Annotated in this window: 11 protein-coding genes; 3 read left to right on the plus strand and 8 right to left on the minus strand. The window is 52.6% G+C overall.

What is annotated here, in order from left to right:
- Nucleotides 1-49: 49 nt before the first annotated feature.
- The 4 genes from MFFC18_RS18455 to MFFC18_RS18470 form a co-directional block, all read right to left on the minus strand.
- The gene (locus MFFC18_RS18455) at nucleotides 50-1,054 is read right to left on the minus strand and encodes a hypothetical protein (RefSeq protein ID WP_075082442.1); all 1,005 of its coding nucleotides are present in this window, start codon (nucleotides 1,052-1,054) and stop codon (nucleotides 50-52) included.
- A gap of 159 nt (nucleotides 1,055-1,213) precedes the next feature.
- Nucleotides 1,214-2,038: a purine-nucleoside phosphorylase gene (locus MFFC18_RS18460; protein WP_075082441.1), complete on the minus strand. Its 825-nt coding sequence runs from the start codon at nucleotides 2,036-2,038 to the stop codon at nucleotides 1,214-1,216.
- A 34-nt stretch (nucleotides 2,039-2,072) separates the two neighbouring features.
- A complete protein-coding gene (locus tag MFFC18_RS18465) occupies nucleotides 2,073-2,900 on the minus strand; it encodes a purine-nucleoside phosphorylase (protein WP_075082440.1) in 828 nt (275 codons plus the stop codon).
- An 86-nt stretch (nucleotides 2,901-2,986) separates the two neighbouring features.
- Nucleotides 2,987-4,384 (minus strand): hypothetical protein, encoded by a 1,398-nt coding sequence (locus tag MFFC18_RS18470; protein WP_075082439.1) that lies wholly within the window; start codon nucleotides 4,382-4,384, stop codon nucleotides 2,987-2,989.
- Between the two features lie 526 nt (nucleotides 4,385-4,910).
- Here MFFC18_RS18470 and MFFC18_RS18475 point away from each other — a divergent pair.
- Both MFFC18_RS18475 and MFFC18_RS18480 read left to right on the plus strand, forming a co-directional pair.
- A complete protein-coding gene (locus MFFC18_RS18475) occupies nucleotides 4,911-6,599 on the plus strand; it encodes a sigma-70 family RNA polymerase sigma factor (protein ID WP_075082438.1) in 1,689 nt (562 codons plus the stop codon).
- 121 nt (nucleotides 6,600-6,720) lie between these two features.
- Nucleotides 6,721-7,794, plus strand: a complete 1,074-nt coding sequence (locus tag MFFC18_RS18480) for a DUF6265 family protein (protein ID WP_084416813.1) — start codon at nucleotides 6,721-6,723, stop codon at nucleotides 7,792-7,794.
- Nucleotides 7,795-7,884: 90 nt separating this feature from the next.
- Here MFFC18_RS18480 and MFFC18_RS18485 read toward each other — a convergent pair whose 3' ends face one another.
- Nucleotides 7,885-10,209: a hypothetical protein gene (locus MFFC18_RS18485; RefSeq protein ID WP_075082436.1), complete on the minus strand. Its 2,325-nt coding sequence runs from the start codon at nucleotides 10,207-10,209 to the stop codon at nucleotides 7,885-7,887.
- A 301-nt stretch (nucleotides 10,210-10,510) separates the two neighbouring features.
- Between MFFC18_RS18485 and MFFC18_RS18490 the strand changes: the two genes are divergently transcribed.
- Nucleotides 10,511-10,990: a CBS domain-containing protein gene (locus MFFC18_RS18490; RefSeq protein WP_084416803.1), complete on the plus strand. Its 480-nt coding sequence runs from the start codon at nucleotides 10,511-10,513 to the stop codon at nucleotides 10,988-10,990.
- A 29-nt stretch (nucleotides 10,991-11,019) separates the two neighbouring features.
- On the opposite strand, the gene MFFC18_RS18495 is transcribed toward MFFC18_RS18490, so the two are convergent.
- The 3 genes from MFFC18_RS18495 to rpoC all read right to left on the minus strand — a co-directional run bounded on the left by MFFC18_RS18495 (nucleotide 11,020) and on the right by rpoC (nucleotide 18,474).
- Entirely contained in the window at nucleotides 11,020-12,009 is a 990-nt protein-coding gene (locus MFFC18_RS18495) for a phosphatidate cytidylyltransferase (protein WP_202907490.1), read from the minus strand.
- A gap of 45 nt (nucleotides 12,010-12,054) precedes the next feature.
- A complete protein-coding gene (locus MFFC18_RS18500) occupies nucleotides 12,055-12,744 on the minus strand; it encodes a CDP-alcohol phosphatidyltransferase family protein (RefSeq protein ID WP_075082519.1) in 690 nt (229 codons plus the stop codon).
- A 471-nt stretch (nucleotides 12,745-13,215) separates the two neighbouring features.
- Nucleotides 13,216-18,474, minus strand: coding sequence for a DNA-directed RNA polymerase subunit beta' (rpoC, locus tag MFFC18_RS18505; RefSeq protein ID WP_084416801.1), 5,259 nt, complete (start codon nucleotides 18,472-18,474; stop codon nucleotides 13,216-13,218).
- Nucleotides 18,475-18,547: the final 73 nt, after the last annotated feature.

Genomic DNA, 18,547 nt, shown 5'->3' on the forward strand with positions numbered 1-18,547 from the left:
CGACTAAACCCACGCGAAAGGCGGCGTCAGTCTGGGACAGACTGACCTACTATTTGCGCTGATTCGGCGATGCACCGGCGGCTGAAGTATTCATAGCCTGGCGATCAACTCGCTTCCAACCGGTCTCGAAAGTCGGCAGGCTTGGTTTGACAAAATGGCCCCACCAGTTCTTGATCAGCGAAAGCCGATCGTTGACCTTCTGATCAGAGAATGCAATGTAGACGCTGCTGAAATTGTTTTTCTTCGGATCGTACTGTGGCATGTACATGTGCACAGCCTTGGGCAGGAAGGGCTCCATCGACAAAATGATTTCAACCTTCTTGTAGTTCTGTGCGTCCTCGGCACGCTTCGGCCATGCTTCCAACCAGACTTCGCCCTTTGCATCCGGAGGCGTAATCACGCGAACCCAATAGCGTTGCAAAATCTGATCCTTGCGAGCCCCGAACATGAACGGAATCGGACTGTTAAGAATCGCGCCAGCGCCACGCATCTCAGGCGGCAGTTTGGTCTCGTAAAGTCGTCTGGCCTGGAAATCGAATTCGTAAACGGCGTCTCCGTCAGTCACCCATTTCTCTCGCAACTTTGCATCGCTGATTGGTTTGGGCTCTTTCCCGGGTCCGTCGAACTTATACAGCGACGTGGTTTCATAGCTGGCTTTCCCGGGTTTTCCGTACCGAATTTCTCCGATCGCGATGCTGTCTGCAGAAAGCTGACCTGTTTTGGGATCGCGATAGTTGGTCAACGCCGTGTCGTAAACGTATCGCTGAAATGTGCATTGATAAAGCTTGATGCCTTCGCTTTGCGCTTGCCAATAGTCGAGCGCCTGACCGAGGTAAGTCGATTCTTCGGCCGACAATTCAGCGAACGGTCGTCTGGGTTGCGAAGGCGTTTGGCCGCCCATTTGCGCGAGGCGATCTGTTTGTTGTTGCGTCAACTGCTGCGATTGTTGCTGAGCATTATTCTGTTGCTGAGCATGAATCGTTGTGCTGGCCAAAACTACGGCAGCACTCAACGCAATCGAAAACAGTCCGGTTTTCAAACCACCATGAATCATAATCTTCCCTGACGATGTATGGCATTTTGTTTAGTTAGTCGGGAAGTCGGTCAACTCGCCCTGTCCTATGTCATTCGGGCAACTGGCCCTATGATTGGATCGGCAGTTTATCAACTGCCCCGAACCGGACCTACGTGGATTAAAGACGCTAGTTCGCTGCTAGCAGGATGCCATCACACCGCTGACGATGGCTTTCAGTTTCGGCGCCGCGACGCGGGCGGCTTCGATGACTTCCTCTCCAGAAGTCGGCTCAAGCGAATCCGGATTCGCCACATTGGTGACGATCGACATGGCCATGGTTCGAATTCCGGAACGTGCGGCGACGTTGACTTCGGGAACCGTCGACATGCCGGCGACATCGATCCCCATTCGCCGGAGCATTCGATATTCGGCTCGCGTTTCATAGTTCGGGCCCAACATCGCGGCATAAACTCCTTGATGCAGAGCAAATCCCTCTTTGCGGGCGATCGAATGAGCTGACTCGATCAGGTCACGGTCATAAACCTGATCGCTTCGGAAGGAAGGCCGGCCGAGCGTCGGTTCCGCGGCAATCTGTGGCGACGTTCGATTCATAAAGTCCACGTGGCTTTCGATCAGCATCACATCGCCGCTGTCCATTTTGGGATTCAGCCCGCCGGCGGCGTTGCTGACGAACAGCACTTCAACTCCCAACGCGTGCATGACATGAATCGGCAGCGTGGCGTGATCGACGTCGTAGCCCTCGTACAGGTGGAATCGTCCTTGCATCGCCACGACTTCGTGACCGTCGAGCGTACCGCAAACGAGGTTTCCTTTGTGACCAGTCGCAGTGCTGACCGGAAAATTGGCGATCGAACCGTAGGGCAGGGTGGCTTGCGCCTGAATGTGCTCGGCAACGATTCCGGCTCCGGTCCCCAGCACGATTCCAAAACGCGGAGTCCCTTTCCAGCGACTGGAAACGGACTCAACGGATTCCGCGACTTGCGTTTTGAAATTCTCGTTCATGGTCAGTGCCTGAGGTTCGGCGAAGCAAGAGAATCTAAGCCGATTCCTGTTCCAGGACTTTCATGACCAACGTCGAAAGCCGCGGCTCAGCTTCGTTGGCAACTTTCACGATCTCGTGCGGATCGGCTGGCTCAAGTGCATCGGGGAAGCACAAATCGGTCACCACAGAAAACCCAACGACTCGCATTCCGCCATGAACGGCAACGATGACTTCCGGAATTGTCGACATTCCAACAACGTCAGCCCCCATCGTCCGCAGCATGCGATACTCAGCACGCGTTTCGAGGTTCGGCCCGGCGACCGCAACCAGCACACCTTTGTGAGCCACGATGTCTTCCGCGCGAGCGATACTGAGTGCACGATCTACCAGATCCTGACTGTAAGGTTCGCACATGTCAGGGAAACGTGGTCCCAACCGATCGTCGTTGATGCCGATCAACGGATTGTCACCCATCATGTTGATCTGATCTTCGATCACCATGATGTCGCCTTTGCGATAGTAAGGGTTGAGCCCGCCGACCGCGTTGGAGCAAACCAACAGGTCTGCGCCAAGTGCTTTCATGACACGAATCGGCAACGTGGCTTCCTTGAGCGGATAGCCCTCGTACATATGCGTCCGGCCTTCCATCGCGACGACGTCCAAGCCAGCCAACTTTCCACACACCAAGCGGCCCTTGTGTGAAAGCGCCGTCGATTTTGGAAAGTGAGGGATGTCGCCGTAGTCGATCGATGCCGTAACATCGATCTTTTCAGCCAACGGCCCGAGTCCCGTGCCAAGGATGATGCCTGCGTGTGGCGTCGCGGTGAATTGCTGCTGGATGACTCCGACAGCTTCCTGAATTTTGTCGTACAAATCGAGCATTTTGGATCCGTTTACATTCTGAATTGAGCTCAAAACGTAAACGATCCAAAGCGATCTCTCAAGAGTACCGACCGCGGCAGCTTGCCTTAGCGGCGTGACGCAGTACTGGATTCAGCTTTTCGATCCGAAGCCGTCCCCAGCTTGCGATTCACAGGGCGAGCTCCAAAAACGAGGCCACCAACAAGTTTGCGATCTGCGGGCAGAAATTGGTTGATGACCTCGCGTTCCAATGTGAACACGAACGTCAACCGTCGGCCGTCCTTGTCGTTCAAATGGTAGTAGATCCACGATACGGGAACTCCGCCTTCCGATCCTTCCACTTCTACCGAAAGGCCACGAACCAGACTGTCAGTCTTGAACTCGGTCGCGTCGACAATCGTGGCGACTTCATCCGCCGCAATGATCCGCGCGACTTCTTTCTTGTATTCTTCCAACGTCAACGGCTTGTTGGCTGGACGAGCAGGAAGCTGAACAATATTACATTGAGCCAACAAGCTGCCGCCGCTGACGAATCGCAGAATTGCTGCTTCCCGCTCTGAGGCGATGACGCGCCAGCGAGGATCGTACTTCAACTTCAGGCCTGGTGACTGCCACTGCAAACGCTGTTCAATGACGCGTCCTTTGGTGTGCGCGACCAAAGCTTCATTGGTCAGGTGCTCGCAAGAATCATCCGGAACCAGATCCAGCGAGATGCTGCTTTTTCCATCGTAGCCAGGTGCAATTTGTCCCGGCTGACGAATCTCACGCAAGTTCATCTTAACGCGTGCAAGTTCCTGATTGCTGCCCAGCTTGATCTTTACGATCGCGGCGATTTCCATGTCAGTGCTGACATCGTCGACTCCGCCTCGAAGCTTTCCGGTAACATGCAGGATGGCTTCTTTGTTCTTGATCTCCTTCAAGCGAACCTTGACGTCGTTTCGAATGATTCGATCAACCGCGCAGAAATTAGCCAGACCGTTGTCAGAAGGTTTCCAGTAGTCGCCGACTTTGGCGCCCTGGTGATTGACCAACGAAGCGACCGACAGCGGGTCGACTGGATTCCGCAGCAATTCAAGCTCGTGCTGAGTCAAAGTCTCTGCAACGGACGCCATTTGAATTCGCTTGTCCGATTTCGATTTTACGCGAACCACAACCAGTCGATTGTCGTCATAAAGGCTGGCTCCTGTTTGGCCTTTGAGGATCTCGTAAGTTCCTTTTGCCTCGTCGTAGAAGCGAATGGCTTGAACGTCGTCGCCTTTGCCAGTGAAACGCTGAAAGTATCCGAGCTTGGCAATCGTCTTCATTGGAAGCATGCGGAATTCTTCTTCCTCACGCTCCGGATCTTTCTGCATGATGACTTTGCCTTCGTGCTCGAATTGCATTTGAACACGATGCTGTTGTCCGCGTTTGAACTTCAATTCGATATCGATATCTTCCGCTGCGAAAGTAACGGAACATACAAACATCGCTACGACGCATGACAGGCTTTTTGCCACAAATTTCATTTGATCATCCTTGATTACTCGAATTCCGTTCCTTTGGCGGAGCGCAAAAGTGGGCCAAATCACCCTTGGCATTCGGAACTATCCGAAGAATCATCGTCAGATATCTGTCTCAAAACGACATTCGTTGGAGTCAATCCGCACGGTTTGACAGGCCGCTATTCGGGAGGCTAAAAGCCGCTTGAACGCCCAAACCCGCATAAAACGCCCTAAAATGATAAAATCGGGACGTAAATTGCGGTCTTGGCATCCAGTTTGCAAGACAGTTAGACAGCAGAGGTTTTCTGACAAACACTGGTTTTAAGGAGAATCTCGCTTGCCATCTGACGGGTAACCAATAGTGGAGCTTCCTTTGCTCCGCCGTCGCCACTTCTCGTCGGATCGCTGAGTTGCTGAAACCTGCTGTTCAATTCCTGGCGAAAATTCAGGTGTTTGAACGGTTAGACCAACAACTCCGTAGAACAGCTCAGTAAGAGGCTGAGCTGTTGAGCCATCATAAAGTCGTTGGAACAACGGAGCGAAAATAATTATGCATATCGATTACAAATGTGATTCCATTCGTGAGCTGCGGGACCAGCAGGTTCGCTTTGCGCCGCGAAATCGAAAAGTCGAACAACTTGACGCCGCGGAAAAGCTGCTTCACGAGATCAACGTCCGTCAGGACTATAACTTTGAGTTCGTCTGCTTCCGCATTACCGGATTCCGCGCTGACGCTGGCCCGATCGTAAAGATTCCGGGCAAGCAATTGCTGCAGGATCTGCACCGATTTATCGAAGACATGTCAGAAGCGTCCGATTTGGTTGCTGAAGAATTCGGACAGCCTGTTCTGACCGTGGAGGAATTGAGCAAGCGATTCAATGTCTCGACCAAAACGATCTCACGCTGGCGTCAGCAGGGATTGGTAAGCCGTAAGTTTATCTTTGACGGTGGCCGGAAACGCGTTGGCTTTCTTCAAACCAGCGTCGACTCGTTTGTCAAAAACAATCGTGAAAAGGTAAGCCGTGGTCAGCGATTTAGCCAGCTTACGGAAGAAGACAAAGTCGAAATCATCGACCGTGCACGCCGTTTGGCTCGAGCGGGAGGATGTCCTGCAGAAGTGACTCGCCGCATCGCGAAACACATGGGTCGCAGTATTGAGACGATTCGATACACGATCAAGCAGTTCGACGAAAAGAACCAAACCATCGCCGTGTTCCCGAACCAGACTGGTCCGTTGAATCTGGAGATGAAGGAACGCATCTACGCTGATTTTTCGGCTGGCAAATCTGCCGAAGTGATCGCGTCTCGATACTGCCGCACAAAGACAACGATCTACCGCGTTATCAACGAGATGCGTGCGACGATGATCATGGAGCTTCCGCTGGACTTCATGGACAGCCCGGAATTTCACCGCAAGGCTGCGGAGAAGAAGATCGTTGATTCACCGATTCCAGAATACGAAAAAACGCCGCGTCGCGTGAAAGCACCGGCTGGACTGCCGCACTATCTGGCATCGCTCTATGAAGTGCCGTTGCTCAACCGCGAGCAGGAGCAGTACCTGTTTCGCAAGTATAACTTCCTGAAGTTCCGCGCCAGCAAACTGCGTGAGCGAATGGAAGTTTCACGAGCTCGTTCAAACGAGATGGATGAAATCGAAAGGCTGTACAACGAAGCGGTCAAAATTAAAAACCGTATCGTCCAGTCGAACTTGCGTCTGGTGGTTTCTATCGCCAAGAAGCACGTGCAAGCCAGCGAAGATTTCTTCACGCTTGTCAGCGATGGTAACATGTCGTTGATTCGTGCGGTTGAAAAGTTCGACTACACACGCGGCAACAAGTTCAGCACTTATGCGAGCTGGGCGATCATGAAGAACTTTGCTCGTACGATTCCTGGCGAGTATCGTCAGAAGGATCGCTTCCGCCCAACGTCCGAGGAGATGTTCCTGGCAACCGCCGACGAACGTACGGACCGAATCATGCTGGAAACCGAGCAGGCGATTCGCGAAGAGCAGGTCAGCTCAATTTTGGAAACGCTGGACGATCGTGAGCAGAAGATCATCATCAGCCGCTTCGGTCTGGACTATCGCAACGAGCCTCAAACGTTGAAGCAGGTTGGCGAAGAACTGGGCGTTACCAAAGAGCGGATTCGCCAAATTGAAGCCCGTGCCTTGAGCAAGCTTCGAGCGGTTGCGAACCAGGAAGTTGCCGTTTTCGCTGACTTCATCGATTCGGAAAACTAGACCAAAACCTTCAATTGAGAACCGATGAGCGGAGCATTTGCCTCCGCTCTTTTTTTTGGATGACTGGATCAGAAATTTCGTGGATAATCAAACGGTCTAACTCTCGATGACCGGTGCTCCAATGAAATCTACTTTTTCCTTGATCACACTTTTGTTCGCCGCCTGCTTGGTAACTCAGGCCAACGCGCAGCAAAGCAAACAACGCGTTTCCCTGTTCGACGGCAGCACTTTTCAAGACTGGAACGGCGACACGGAGAACACTTGGCGAATCAAAGACGGCGCGATCGTTGCTGGATCGATGGACAAGCCTGCCGCTCGAAACGAGTTCCTCGTCACTTCAAAGAAGTACTCTGATTTCGACCTGCGATTGAAATTCAAAATTACAGGGACTCAGAAGATCAATTGCGGCGTTCAGTTTCGCTCCGAACGAGCCACAGAGCAGGATGATGTTCCGCTCCACGAGGTGATCGGCTATCAGGCTGACATCGGCGACGACGTACATGGTTGTCTGTACGATGAAAGTCGTCGAAACAGGTTTCTCGCCAAACCCGATGCGAAAATCGCTTCGAAAGTTTCGGGCGCCGCTGACAGCGACGGCTGGCAAACGTATCGAATCCTCGCGGTTGGAGACCGAATCCAGTTATGGATCAACGGTGTTCAGACGGTCGACTATACCGAATCGGAAAAAACCATACCGCAGGACGGTGCGATAGGACTCCAAATCCATGGCGGCATGGTTGGCACGATTGCTTACAAAGACGTAACGATTCAGGATCTTTCGAACAGGGACAAAATTTCGATTGATGACTTCGCGTGGATCGCTGGCCACTGGCAGGGTGACGCCATGGGTGGCTCATTTGAGGAAACGTGGAATCCGCCGATGGCGGGCGAGATGCTGGGCATGTTCAAGCTGGCTAAAGACGACAAGGTTAGCTTCTACGAAATCATGACGATCGTTCCCAAAAGCAATTCTTTCGTCCTTCGCCTGAAACATTTTTCTGAGGGACTTGTTGGCTGGGAAGAGAAAAACAAATCGGTCGACTTCCCTCTGATTTCGGTATCAGACAGCGAGATTTGCTTCGATGGCTTGAAGTTCATCAAGTTTGACAATGACAGCCTTCGAATCGAGGTAGTTGTGGGAAAAGGCGACAAATCGTCGACCGTTGCTTTCGATTGCAAGCGGGCCAAGAACTAAGGTCTGCAGACGAATTTGATGCCCAAGGCAATCGTTGCGACAAGTTCTTTTTGGCAATTCGCAGTAATGCAGCGGCAACGCGAAAGGCGTTTACCAGCGAATCACATCGAGCACGTTGGTGTGTTCATCTGTCCAGACTAGCTTTCGATCCGAAGCGATGGATTGCCAACCGTTGCCGGTTTGCATGAACTTTTCCACGACCTCAGCGTCCTTCGACATCACCATGTAGAAGCTGGCCGTTCGACCTGTTTCGTCGATCGTTGCCTGGTCTGGCAAGTCGATTCGCATCGCGGCAGCAAGCTTAAATCGTTCCGAAATCCCGGCGCCGATCGGAGCGAAGTCAATGAACTTGCTTGAAACATGAAACACCAACAAGCCATCGTCTTCCAGCAAATCAAGATAGAGCTGGATTGCTTCTTCGGTCAGCAGATGCAATGGCACAGCGTCGCTGCCGAACGCATCCATAACCATCATCTGATACTTCTCCGATTTCGTCCGACGATAGGAAGCCGGATGAAACGCAGACCCCCTCACGGGCTCGTGTTGCCCCGCGATGCGGCGGCGTAACAAATCCAACTGAATTCTGGCGTCGCCGAGCACGACGTTGACGTTCGCCCCACTGTCTTTCGCGGAACTGAGATAGGAGAAGTACTGTTTGTTCGATGCGAACTGATAGACGACCGGATCGATTTCATAAAAGTCAAAATCCTGGTCTTCGGTCGCGTACGCCGCAAGCGAACCGACGCCCAAACCAACCGCGGCAATGCGATTGCAGCGGTCTCCATATAACCGAAACACATCACCAATCGGCCCATCAAGATGATAGTAAGTTAACGCTTCCGGATTTTCGTTCTGGTCCAGACGCTGCATTCCGTGAAGCGTTCTTCCGTTAACCAACATGATAAATTTGCCTTTGTCGTCGATCGCGATTTCGTTGACTCCAAAGAACCCTCGCTCACGCGTCACGACGTCGCGAATATCCATAATCATCGGACAGGCTAAAGCCAGAATCGCATAGCCAACCGCGAACTTCCTGGGAGCTTCAACCATCGACAGACAAATCACTGCCGGAACTCCAAATCCGATCACCGTTCGAAAGGCTGGCGGCAACGCTACTGACTCGAACAGAAACCACGAAAACGCAAGTGACGCCGCCACCAACAGTGGCTTGATGCCGACATACTCCTGAAACCAGTCTACATTGGCACCGTCGGAATCCGCATTGCCATTGAGTGCCTTTCTCGCCGGCAGTACCAGACATGCAGCGACAAGCATCAGGGGATATTCGAGGATGCTGTTGAACAGGTTGGGGGCGATCAGCGAATTAACTGCTCCGCCAACAACACCACCGATGCTCATCATCAAATAGAACTCAGTAAGTTGTTCTACAGATGGTTTGAGTCGATTGAGTTCACCGTGGCAAACCATCGCCACGACAAAGAAAATTGAAAAGTGAATGAAGATCATCAACAGTGGGTTTTCGCCAGGATCGATCAGCGAAATCAACGGCATCAACAGCAACATTCCCGGCAGAATGAAAATCAGCGTCCCGTGAGGAATTGGATTGCGGTTTGAAAACACAAATATGAAAGTCAGCAAGTACAGCGCCAGTGGGATACTCCACATGAGCGGAAAGGAGCCAACCTCCGTCGACACAACCGTCGTCACGCCCAACATCAGACTCGACGGGATCGCTGCGAGGGCGATGTAGCGAAGGCGATTCTTCCACGGCAACGATCGCGCCTTCACCGTCGTAGGGGTACGTTCCAGTGAGGTTAAATCAGTCTTCGATAGCGTGATCCAACCACAGGCGATAAACAGGACCGCCAGCAACATGAATCCTCCGGTCCAAAACCATCCTTGCGCAGTGAGCCCAAGATACCGCTCAACCAAAAACGGATAGCTGATCAGCGCAGCCAACGAACCGATGTTGCTTACTGCGTACAGGAACCAGGGCTCCGAGCCATCGTTGCCGGACGACAGACCGAACCAACGCTGAAGTAACGGAGCACTGCTACTGATGATAAAAAACGGCAACCCAACGCAGACCGCCAACTGACCGACCAGCCAGCCGATTGGGTTGGAGTCCGTTGGAACTGCCCAGTCTTCAACCAGATGCATCGGTAACAAAAAGCAGACGAGCGCAAGAATCGTCAGGTGACCAATGAGGTGATTCCGGACTCCCATTTTGGGCGGACCATAGTGAGCCCAAGCGTATCCTGCCAACAGCACAGCCTGAAAAAAGAGGACACAACCGTTCCAAACCGCAGGGGTGCCGCCAAGCGACGGCAGGATCATTCGGCCGATCATTGGCTGAACTAAAAACAGCAGGAAGGAGCTAACCAGCAGCGTAAATGAAAACGTAAGTTCGCGCATGATGTCCGTCGTGGCAAGAGACTGCTCCGTTTTTCTCAATCGGCATCCTTTAGTTCCGAATTCTGGATTTCGCAGCGATCGCTACGATCGAACCAGAGTGCCCTGAAGTGGTATCAGTTATTCCAAAAACACATCTCAAAAACAATTCGTTTTACCGGGACTTGTTCGTGAAAATTTTCACGGTCACCTTAAACCGGTGCGATGCGTCAGAATTTGCTTGAATGCCGATGCAATGGCCATAGAATCGCGCCTGAGGCTGCGAGAAGCATGGGGCTGAAAACTAGAATGAGAAACTGGACAAAGAGGCGTTTAAAATTCTGCAATTGAATTGGAGAGACCAATGACTCACGAAATTTCTAACATGGTCGCATCGGACATCATGGTGACGCGGCTGGTGAAACTGAGGCCAGAGACGGATGTGTTCAAGGCAATCGAAATACTGGTCAAAAACCGGATTTCAGGAGCTCCTGTCGTCGACGACCAAGATCAGCTACTGGGTGTTTTTTCTGAAAAATGCTGCATGCAAGTTTTGGTCGATGCGGCTTACGAAGGCCTGCCAACGAATCAGGTACAGGCTTTCATGGACAAGGATCCCGATACCGTAAGCGAAAACACTCAGCTGATCTCGATCGCAAACTTCTTTTTGATTACTCCCAGCCGACGGCTTCCCGTTTTACGCGATGGAAGAATCGTCGGTCAGATCAGCCGACGCGATGTAATCCGCGCCGCAGCAAAACGACAGGCCAAACATTCCGATCACAGCAAGCGATTACTCTATCTATCAGCGCTGCGGGAAATGGACGACGTCCCGGCAGTCTGAATGCTGGCCTTTGCCGTCACGAACGGTTCTTAACCGTAGAAGTAATAGGTGAAGTGAAAGAACAATGGCGCGGCAAACGTCAGACTATCAAGCCGATCCAACAGACCTCCGTGTCCCGGCAGGAAACTGCCTGAGTCTTTGACTCCAAGGTCACGTTTGATCGCTGAGATACAGACGTCGCCGCCGAAGCCTGCGAGCCCCACAATCAAGCCCGCCATCAACGCGCGGGGAAGGTCAAACACGGTCAGCCACGGCCCGACGATTCCGGCAATCACGACCGTTGTGCACACGCCGCCGACCATTCCGACAACCGTTTTTCCCGGGCTCACTGAGGGCAAGATTTTCCTCCTGCCTAACGCCTTGCCCCAACAAAACTGCGCAATATCGTTTAACTGAGTCAGTACCAGCAACAGGACCAGCAATGCGGGCCCGTATCCGAGACGGGCGGATTCGGAAAACCAAACCGGATCAACATGTGGAGTTTCGCTCAGCGGCATGGTCACCAACATCGCTGCGTGTGACAGACTGAACACCGTCGTCATCAAGCCCCACTGAATGGCTCCGACGGCTTTCACAAATCCATCCGTGTTGCCGCCAAGAACAATCCTGGTTGGTAAGAGGATGAACATGTAAACCGGAATGAATACGAGAAACATTCCGATCCAGCCGATGCTGACCCAATAGAATTGAACCGGAACGGATAGCAGAGCCCAGATCAGCACCGGTTTGTCACTTTCGCGCACCGATACCAGATGGAAGTACTCTCGCATTGCGAAAAAACTGATGACGCCCAACAGTATGATCGCGGTGAGTTTCGAAGCGACGATTGCTACGAACAGACACAGCACGATTCCCCACCACGTCACGGTCCTGGCCGTAAGTTCGTCGGAAAAGTCAAACCGCCGCTGATTCTTCAACCAGACAATCACCGAACTGATCGCGAGCAGCACAAAGAGTCCGCCGAAGGTTTGCAGGACCTCGACAGAAAGGTGAGGCAGAAGTTCAAGTGCCAGTAACAAGCCAGGTCACCTCGGTTCAGACATGTAAAATGGAATGGGCGTGGGTCAGGATTGCGATCGGGAGTTTTGCTGCATCGCGCGACCGATGATAGTCAGTCTTCGAATCGCAGTCACCAATCCGAACAGGACAATGATCGCAAGAGCGCCATTCAAAATCCAGGACTGTAACTGTTGGTCAGCATCGAGGAACGTCAATGCGGACAAAACGACAGAAACGACCGTCATCAAGGCCATTCGCTGTGGCTTGGCCATGGGTCCGGCAAAAACCTGACCCGCGCCGACGCTGACTCCGATGGCTCGAGTGTAGGCAACAAAAACGGCGACCACCGCTGCAGCCCAGCCGAGCGAAGTAACGCCAACGCAGGCAAAGCCGGCCCCGACGAAAATGAATGTGTCGGAGATTCGATCAGGAACTTCGTTGTACAACTCGCCAGTGACGGTGGCTTTGCCTCCTTCAACGGCAACCATCCCGTCAAGCAGATTCGCAATCAATCTTCCCTGGATCATTGCAGCGGCAACCAACCAAAGAAAACCATGAAGCAACGTGGCTTCAACCCATGTCGTCGCGGCCATCGAAGCTCCGGCCAATGCTCCGAATGCGATGCTGCTACAGCTGATCATGTTTGGCGTGACGGAGGAGGCTGCCAGACGCTGTGCCAAAAACTGAAACAGCTTCATGCCTCGCGATTTGATCGGTCGCCTATTCTCAAGATCTGCGTTGGATTCTTTATTCATGGTCGTCATGCCGGAGTAAACATTCCGGACCATGCTACCACACTAGATGGGTTTCTCGTTCGTTGGCCAGTGGTACCACACGACCACGACGCCTTTTTGATGATCGCAACTATGTGTGATATTGATCAGTAGTTCGGGCGGAATTTGGGAAGCAAACTGCGCGGCTTCGTTACAAAGATCATTCCAAAAACGATACGAGGACTGGAAGATCTGGTGATGGACTTGCATTTGCGACTCCTGAAGGAGAACCCTGACTCTGAGTAATGTTCAGGCAATTCGTCGCCGAGTCGTAAATCTTGGGACCATTCTCGAATCTGAGGATTGTTGTAACCGTCTTCCGTTGGTCGCAAAAGCACGAAATGCCTCAAGGCCCATCAACGCCGTCAGGACACGATGAATGCCAACAGCGCGTAAAAAAACCGGCTTTCAACTACAGGAATTGAAAGCCGGCATTTCTTTATCGTTCAAACTCTACAGCTTGCCGCCGTCGAGTTCGTCTTGCCAAGCCTGGAGTTTTTCCCACTCGCCGGCAGCAGCCAGCGCGGCTTGTTGAGGCCAGGTCGTTGGGTCCATCGTGGCAATCATTCCGCCTTCAGCGGCCAAGATTTCCTTGATCGAGTCAACGGAGGCTTCTGACAGTTTCTGGAACGTCGGGATGCCGCCAGCGATCAGAAGCTCGCAGACTTTCGGGCCAACGCCTTCGACTTTGGTGAGGTCGTCGGGCTCTGTTGGAGTCACGACTTTTCCGCCATCCAGTTCGTCCTGCCATTGGTTTAGCTCGTCCCATTTCCCTTCAGCGGCCATCGCGGCTTGCTGCGGCCAGGTTGTCGAGTCGTGGTTGCCAAACGTGCCATCGGAGTTGGTCAGAATGTCCTTGATATCCTGCGATGACATCGAAGCCATTTGAGCAAACGAAGTTACGCCCGCATTGTTGAGAGCCTCGCCAATCTTTGGCCCGATGCCTTCGATCTTTGTCAGATCGTCCGCTGGAGCAGCAGGTTCTTCGACGACAGGTGTTGCTTCGGCAGGAGCAATTGATTCTGCACCCGGCTCGCGACCGCCGACCAATACATCTTGCCAAGCACGAAGCTTGTCCCATTCGCCGTTGGAAGCCAACTGAGCCTGGTCGGGCCATGTCGTTGGATCGTGATTGACGAAACTGCCACCTTCTTCGGCCAACAACTCACGGATTCGATCCGGGCTGGTGACAGACAGCATGGTGAAGCTTGCGATTCCAGAGCTGCGAAGGACGTCAGCGATTTTCGGTCCGATACCTTCAATCATCGTCAGATCATCGCCGCCAGTCGGAGCACGTGCCGGAGCCGGAGCGGCCGCCGGAGTATCCTGAACGACGCCAGCATTTGCCTCGACGCCGAACTCTGCTCCCAGTTGGTTCATCGCATCTGTGCCGGCCATCGCAGCCATCAGGTCGTTGGAACCATCGACGACTGGAGGAGCAGTTGCTCCACCGCCTGCGTCAGGCGTAGCACCATCTTCGAGCAACGGGAAACTGCTTTCGAGCGTTGCCTGAGGCTTGGCTGCAGCTGCTTCCATCGCTTCCATGTTGTACTGAACGTCCGAGTTCTGGAACGACTGGAATCCTGTACCGGCAGGAATCAGGTGACCGAGGATGACGTTTTCCTTCAGACCGACAAGGTTGTCGACCTTTCCAGAAAGAGCCGCTTCGGTAAGCACCTTTGTTGTTTCCTGGAACGACGCCGCCGAGATGAAACTGGAACTCTGGACCGAAGCCTTGGTGATACCGAGCAACTGCGTGCTGCTGGTCGCGGGCTTGGTCTTGGTTCCCTTACACGGCTTGCCACCGAGAGTTTCAATGCGGGCGTTGGTTTCTTCGATGACGACTTTCGGCACGATTTGACCCTTGGCAAAATCGCTCTCGCCAGGATCAGTGATCCGCAGGCACTTGGCCGTGTTCGCATTGACTTGCTGGAAGTCAAAACGATCGCAAATCAGACCCGGCAGAAGATCAGTATCGCCAGCCGTTTCGATTTTCACTTTACGAAGCATGCGAGCGATGATGACTTCAATGTGCTTGTCATTGATTTCTACACGCTGGCTGCGGTAAACCTGCTGAATCTCATGAGTCAGGTAATCCTGAACGGCTTCTTCGCCAGAGACGCGGAGAATGTCGTGAGGAACCAGCGGACCTTCGACGAGCTGCTGTCCGGCGGTCAAACGATCGCCAGATTGAACCAGCAAACGCTTTCCAGGCGGAATCATGTGTTCCGCTTCCATTTCGCTCTCTTCGTTGGTCACGATGAGCGTACGCTTGCCGCGTTTCTTGTCTCCAAGAGACACGATGCCATCGATCTCCGCGAGAACTGATGGATCCTTTGGCTTACGAGCTTCAAAGATCTCGGTAACACGAGGCAGACCACCCGTAATGTCGGAAATTCCGGACGCTTCACGAGGTGTTTCGGCCAGTGCCGTACCTGTCGAGATCGTTTGGCCTTCGTCGACAAGAATGTTGGCTTGCTCAGACAGGTAGTAAACATCGAGCGGCTTGCCTTCAGCGTCTTCGATGACGATTTGCGGATGCAAGTCACCTTTGAAGTCGATGATCGTTCGACGAATCGTACCGGAAGCCTCTTGTTCGGCCTGCATCGTTTCGCCTTCGATGACATCTTCGAAGCGAACTTTACCAGCGACTTCGGAAAGTACTGGAGCCGCAAACGGATTCCAACGACAGAGGACAGCGCCTTCTTTGACTTCGGCACCTTCCTCAACCAGCAACATCGCACCGGCAGGAATCGCGTACGACTCAAGGTCACGACCGCGATGGTCAAGGATCGCAATCTCAGCATTCCGATTGAGCACAACGCTTTCGCCTTTGTCGTTCACGACGTGACGCATACGCATGTACTTGATCGTACCGGCCTTCTTACATTTCTCTTCGTTCTTTTCGGTTGACGTCATCGCAACACCACCGATGTGGAACGTACGCATCGTCAACTGAGTACCAGGCTCACCAATACTCTGAGCCGCGATGATACCGACCGCCATGCCTTCTTCGACCATGTCACCGGTCGACATGTCCATTCCGTAACAGCGTCGGCAAACACCAAGCGGTGCATCACAAGTCATCGGGCTGCGAACCTGAATTTTCTCAAGGCCCATCTCTTCGATCTTGCGAGCGATATCTGGTGTGATCATCTGCGATTCAGCAACAACGACTTCGTCCGTTACCGGGTTCACGATGTTCTGACGCGAAACGCGACCACGAAGAGCTGTCGAAATACGAACTTCGACTTGCTCACCACGATAAATCACACCTTTGGAGATACCGCGGGTCGTACCGCAGTCTTCCATCGTGACGACAACGTTTTGTGCAACGTCGGCAAGCTTTCGAGTCAGGTAACCCGAGTCAGCTGTCTTCAAAGCCGTATCGGCCAAACCTTTACGAGCACCGTGAGTTGACGAGAAGTATTCCAGAACCGTCAGGCCTTCGCGGAAGTTCGCCTTAATCGGCGTTTCGATAATCTCACCAGAAGGTTTGGCCATCAGACCACGCATACCGGCCAGCTGAGAAATCTGAGCCGTACCACCACGAGCACCAGAGTGAGCCATCAGGTATACCGGGTTCACGTAGCCTTCACCGCCACGATCATCCGCCTTCATGGCGTCCATCATTTGCTTCGTAATCGCCTCACGAGCATGCGTCCAGATTTCGAGAACCTGGTTGTAACGTTCTTTGCCGGTGATCACACCACGATCGTAGTGCTTCGAAAGTTTAAGAACTTCCTTCTCCGCGTCGGCGACAATTTTCGACTTCGTATCCGGAGTCACAAGGTCGTCCGTCGCGAACGACAGACCGCTTCGTGTACTTTCGCGGAAACCAAGTTGATTCATATCGTCGAGCAAGTCGATCGTCGCGCGACGACCAAGCTGCTGATACGCGTCCGCAACAACCGTCGCGAGGTCGCTACTCTTCATTTCATGATTGTAGAAATCCATTCCCGTCGGGAGCATCATGTTGAACATGACACGACCGTAAGAAGTTTCAATGATCTGACTTGGAAGACGTTCTTCTTCACTGAGTCGGACTCCACGATCTTTATCAAGGCGGACCTTGATCTTCGCGTGCATCGAAATGATTCCCTGGTTAAACGCCGTATCTGCTTCGTCGAGAGATGAGAAGATCATTCCTTCACCTTTTTGATTCGGCAGAACCAAAGAGATGTAGTAGCAGCCCATCACCGTGTCCTGAGAAGGACTCATGATCGGACGACCGTTCGACGGAGCGAAAATATTGTTCGTCGAAAGCATCAACGTGTGAGCTTCGACTTGAGCTTCGATCGAAAGCGGCAAGTGAACCGCCATCTGGTCACCATCGAAGTCAGCGTTGAATCCTTTGCAAACCAATGGATGCAAGTGGATCGCGTTACCTTCAACGAGCGTTGGCTCGAATGCCTGGATACCCATACGGTGCAGGGTAGGGGCACGGTTGAGCAGGACAGGGTGATTGCGAATCACCTGCTCAAGGATATCCCACACCTCTTCGTCCTTACGTTCGAGCATCTTTTTCGCGCTTTTGATGGTGTCCGCATGACCCATCTCTTTAAGGCGGCGAATAATGAATGGCTGGAACAATTCCAAAGCGATCTTCTTTGGAAGACCACACTGGTGAAGCTTCAGTCGTGAACCGACAACGATTACCGAACGAGCCGAGTAATCAACACGCTTACCGAGCAGGTTTTCGCGGAAACGTCCCTGCTTACCTTTGATCATGTCGGTCAAAGATTTGAGCGGACGGTTGCTTGAACCGAGAACCGGTCGCTTACAGCGGTTGTTGTCGAATAGAGCGTCAACCGACTGCTGAAGCATACGCTTCTCGTTGCGGATGATAACTTCCGGAGCATTCAAATCGACAAGCTTACGCAGACGATTGTTGCGGTTGATGATACGACGATAGAGGTCATTCAAGTCGCTTGTCGCGAAGTTTCCGCTGTCGAGCAGAACCAGCGGGCGAAGGTCCGGAGGAATGACTGGGATCACATCCAGAACCATCCACTCAGGCTTGTTATCTGAATCGCGAATCGCTTCGACGATCTTCAGCCGGTTTGTAAAATCTTTGCGTTTCTGCTTGGAGCCAGTTTCAGCCAGGTCCACACGGAGCTGATCAGACAACATGACCAAATCAAGATCGTTCAGCAAATCGCGAACGGCTTCAGCACCCATGCCGGCTTTGAAAGCGCCATCGCCGTATTCCGCTTTGGCAGCCTTGTACTCTTCTTCGGTCAGCAATTGCTGCTTTTCAAGATCTGTCGTTCCTGGATCGGTAACCACGTAATCCTGAAAGTAGATTACTTTCTCAAGGCTACTGGTCTTCATCGCCAGCAAGTTACCAAGCCGCGAAGGCATCGCTTTAAAGAACCAGATATGAACAACTGGTGCCGCCAACTCGATATGGCCCATACGCTTACGGCGAACCCGTGAGTGTGTGACTTTAACGCCACAGCGATCACAAATCATGCCTTTGTATTTCATGCCGCGATACTTACCGCAGGCACATTCCCAGTCCTTCTCAGGTCCAAAAATTCGTTCGCAGAACAAACCGTCTTTTTCAGGTCGGTACGTTCGATAGTTAATTGTCTCGGGCTTCTTGACTTCGCCCATCGACCAGCTGCGAATGTCGTGTGGACGCGCCAGTGAAATCTTCACGGAAGCGTAGTCGTTAATGCGATCGTAGGTGCTCTCGGCAGTTGCCATATTCACAAGCTCCACAAGTTATAAGGTGTCTGAATGTTTTGTTTGGGACGCGCTGTTGGTGGCACAGGCTTCT

The sequence above is a fragment of the Mariniblastus fucicola genome (assembly GCF_008087665.1).
In the GTDB taxonomy this organism is placed as follows: Bacteria; Planctomycetota; Planctomycetia; order Pirellulales; family Pirellulaceae; genus Mariniblastus; species Mariniblastus fucicola.

Bases quoted from the DNA above. Each gene is read 5' to 3' on its own strand.
- MFFC18_RS18470 (WP_075082439.1), bottom strand. From the start codon at position 4,384: ATGAAATTTGTGGCAAAAAGCCTGTCATGCGTCGTAGCGATGTTTGTA.
- MFFC18_RS18490 (WP_084416803.1), top strand. From the start codon at position 10,511: ATGACTCACGAAATTTCTAACATGGTCGCATCGGACATCATGGTGACG.
- MFFC18_RS18475 (WP_075082438.1), top strand. From the start codon at position 4,911: ATGCATATCGATTACAAATGTGATTCCATTCGTGAGCTGCGGGACCAG.
- MFFC18_RS18480 (WP_084416813.1), top strand. From the start codon at position 6,721: ATGAAATCTACTTTTTCCTTGATCACACTTTTGTTCGCCGCCTGCTTG.
- MFFC18_RS18455 (WP_075082442.1), bottom strand. From the start codon at position 1,054: ATGATTCATGGTGGTTTGAAAACCGGACTGTTTTCGATTGCGTTGAGT.
- MFFC18_RS18460 (WP_075082441.1), bottom strand. From the start codon at position 2,038: ATGAACGAGAATTTCAAAACGCAAGTCGCGGAATCCGTTGAGTCCGTT.
- rpoC (WP_084416801.1), bottom strand. From the start codon at position 18,474: ATGGCAACTGCCGAGAGCACCTACGATCGCATTAACGACTACGCTTCC.
- MFFC18_RS18500 (WP_075082519.1), bottom strand. From the start codon at position 12,744: ATGAATAAAGAATCCAACGCAGATCTTGAGAATAGGCGACCGATCAAA.
- MFFC18_RS18465 (WP_075082440.1), bottom strand. From the start codon at position 2,900: ATGCTCGATTTGTACGACAAAATTCAGGAAGCTGTCGGAGTCATCCAG.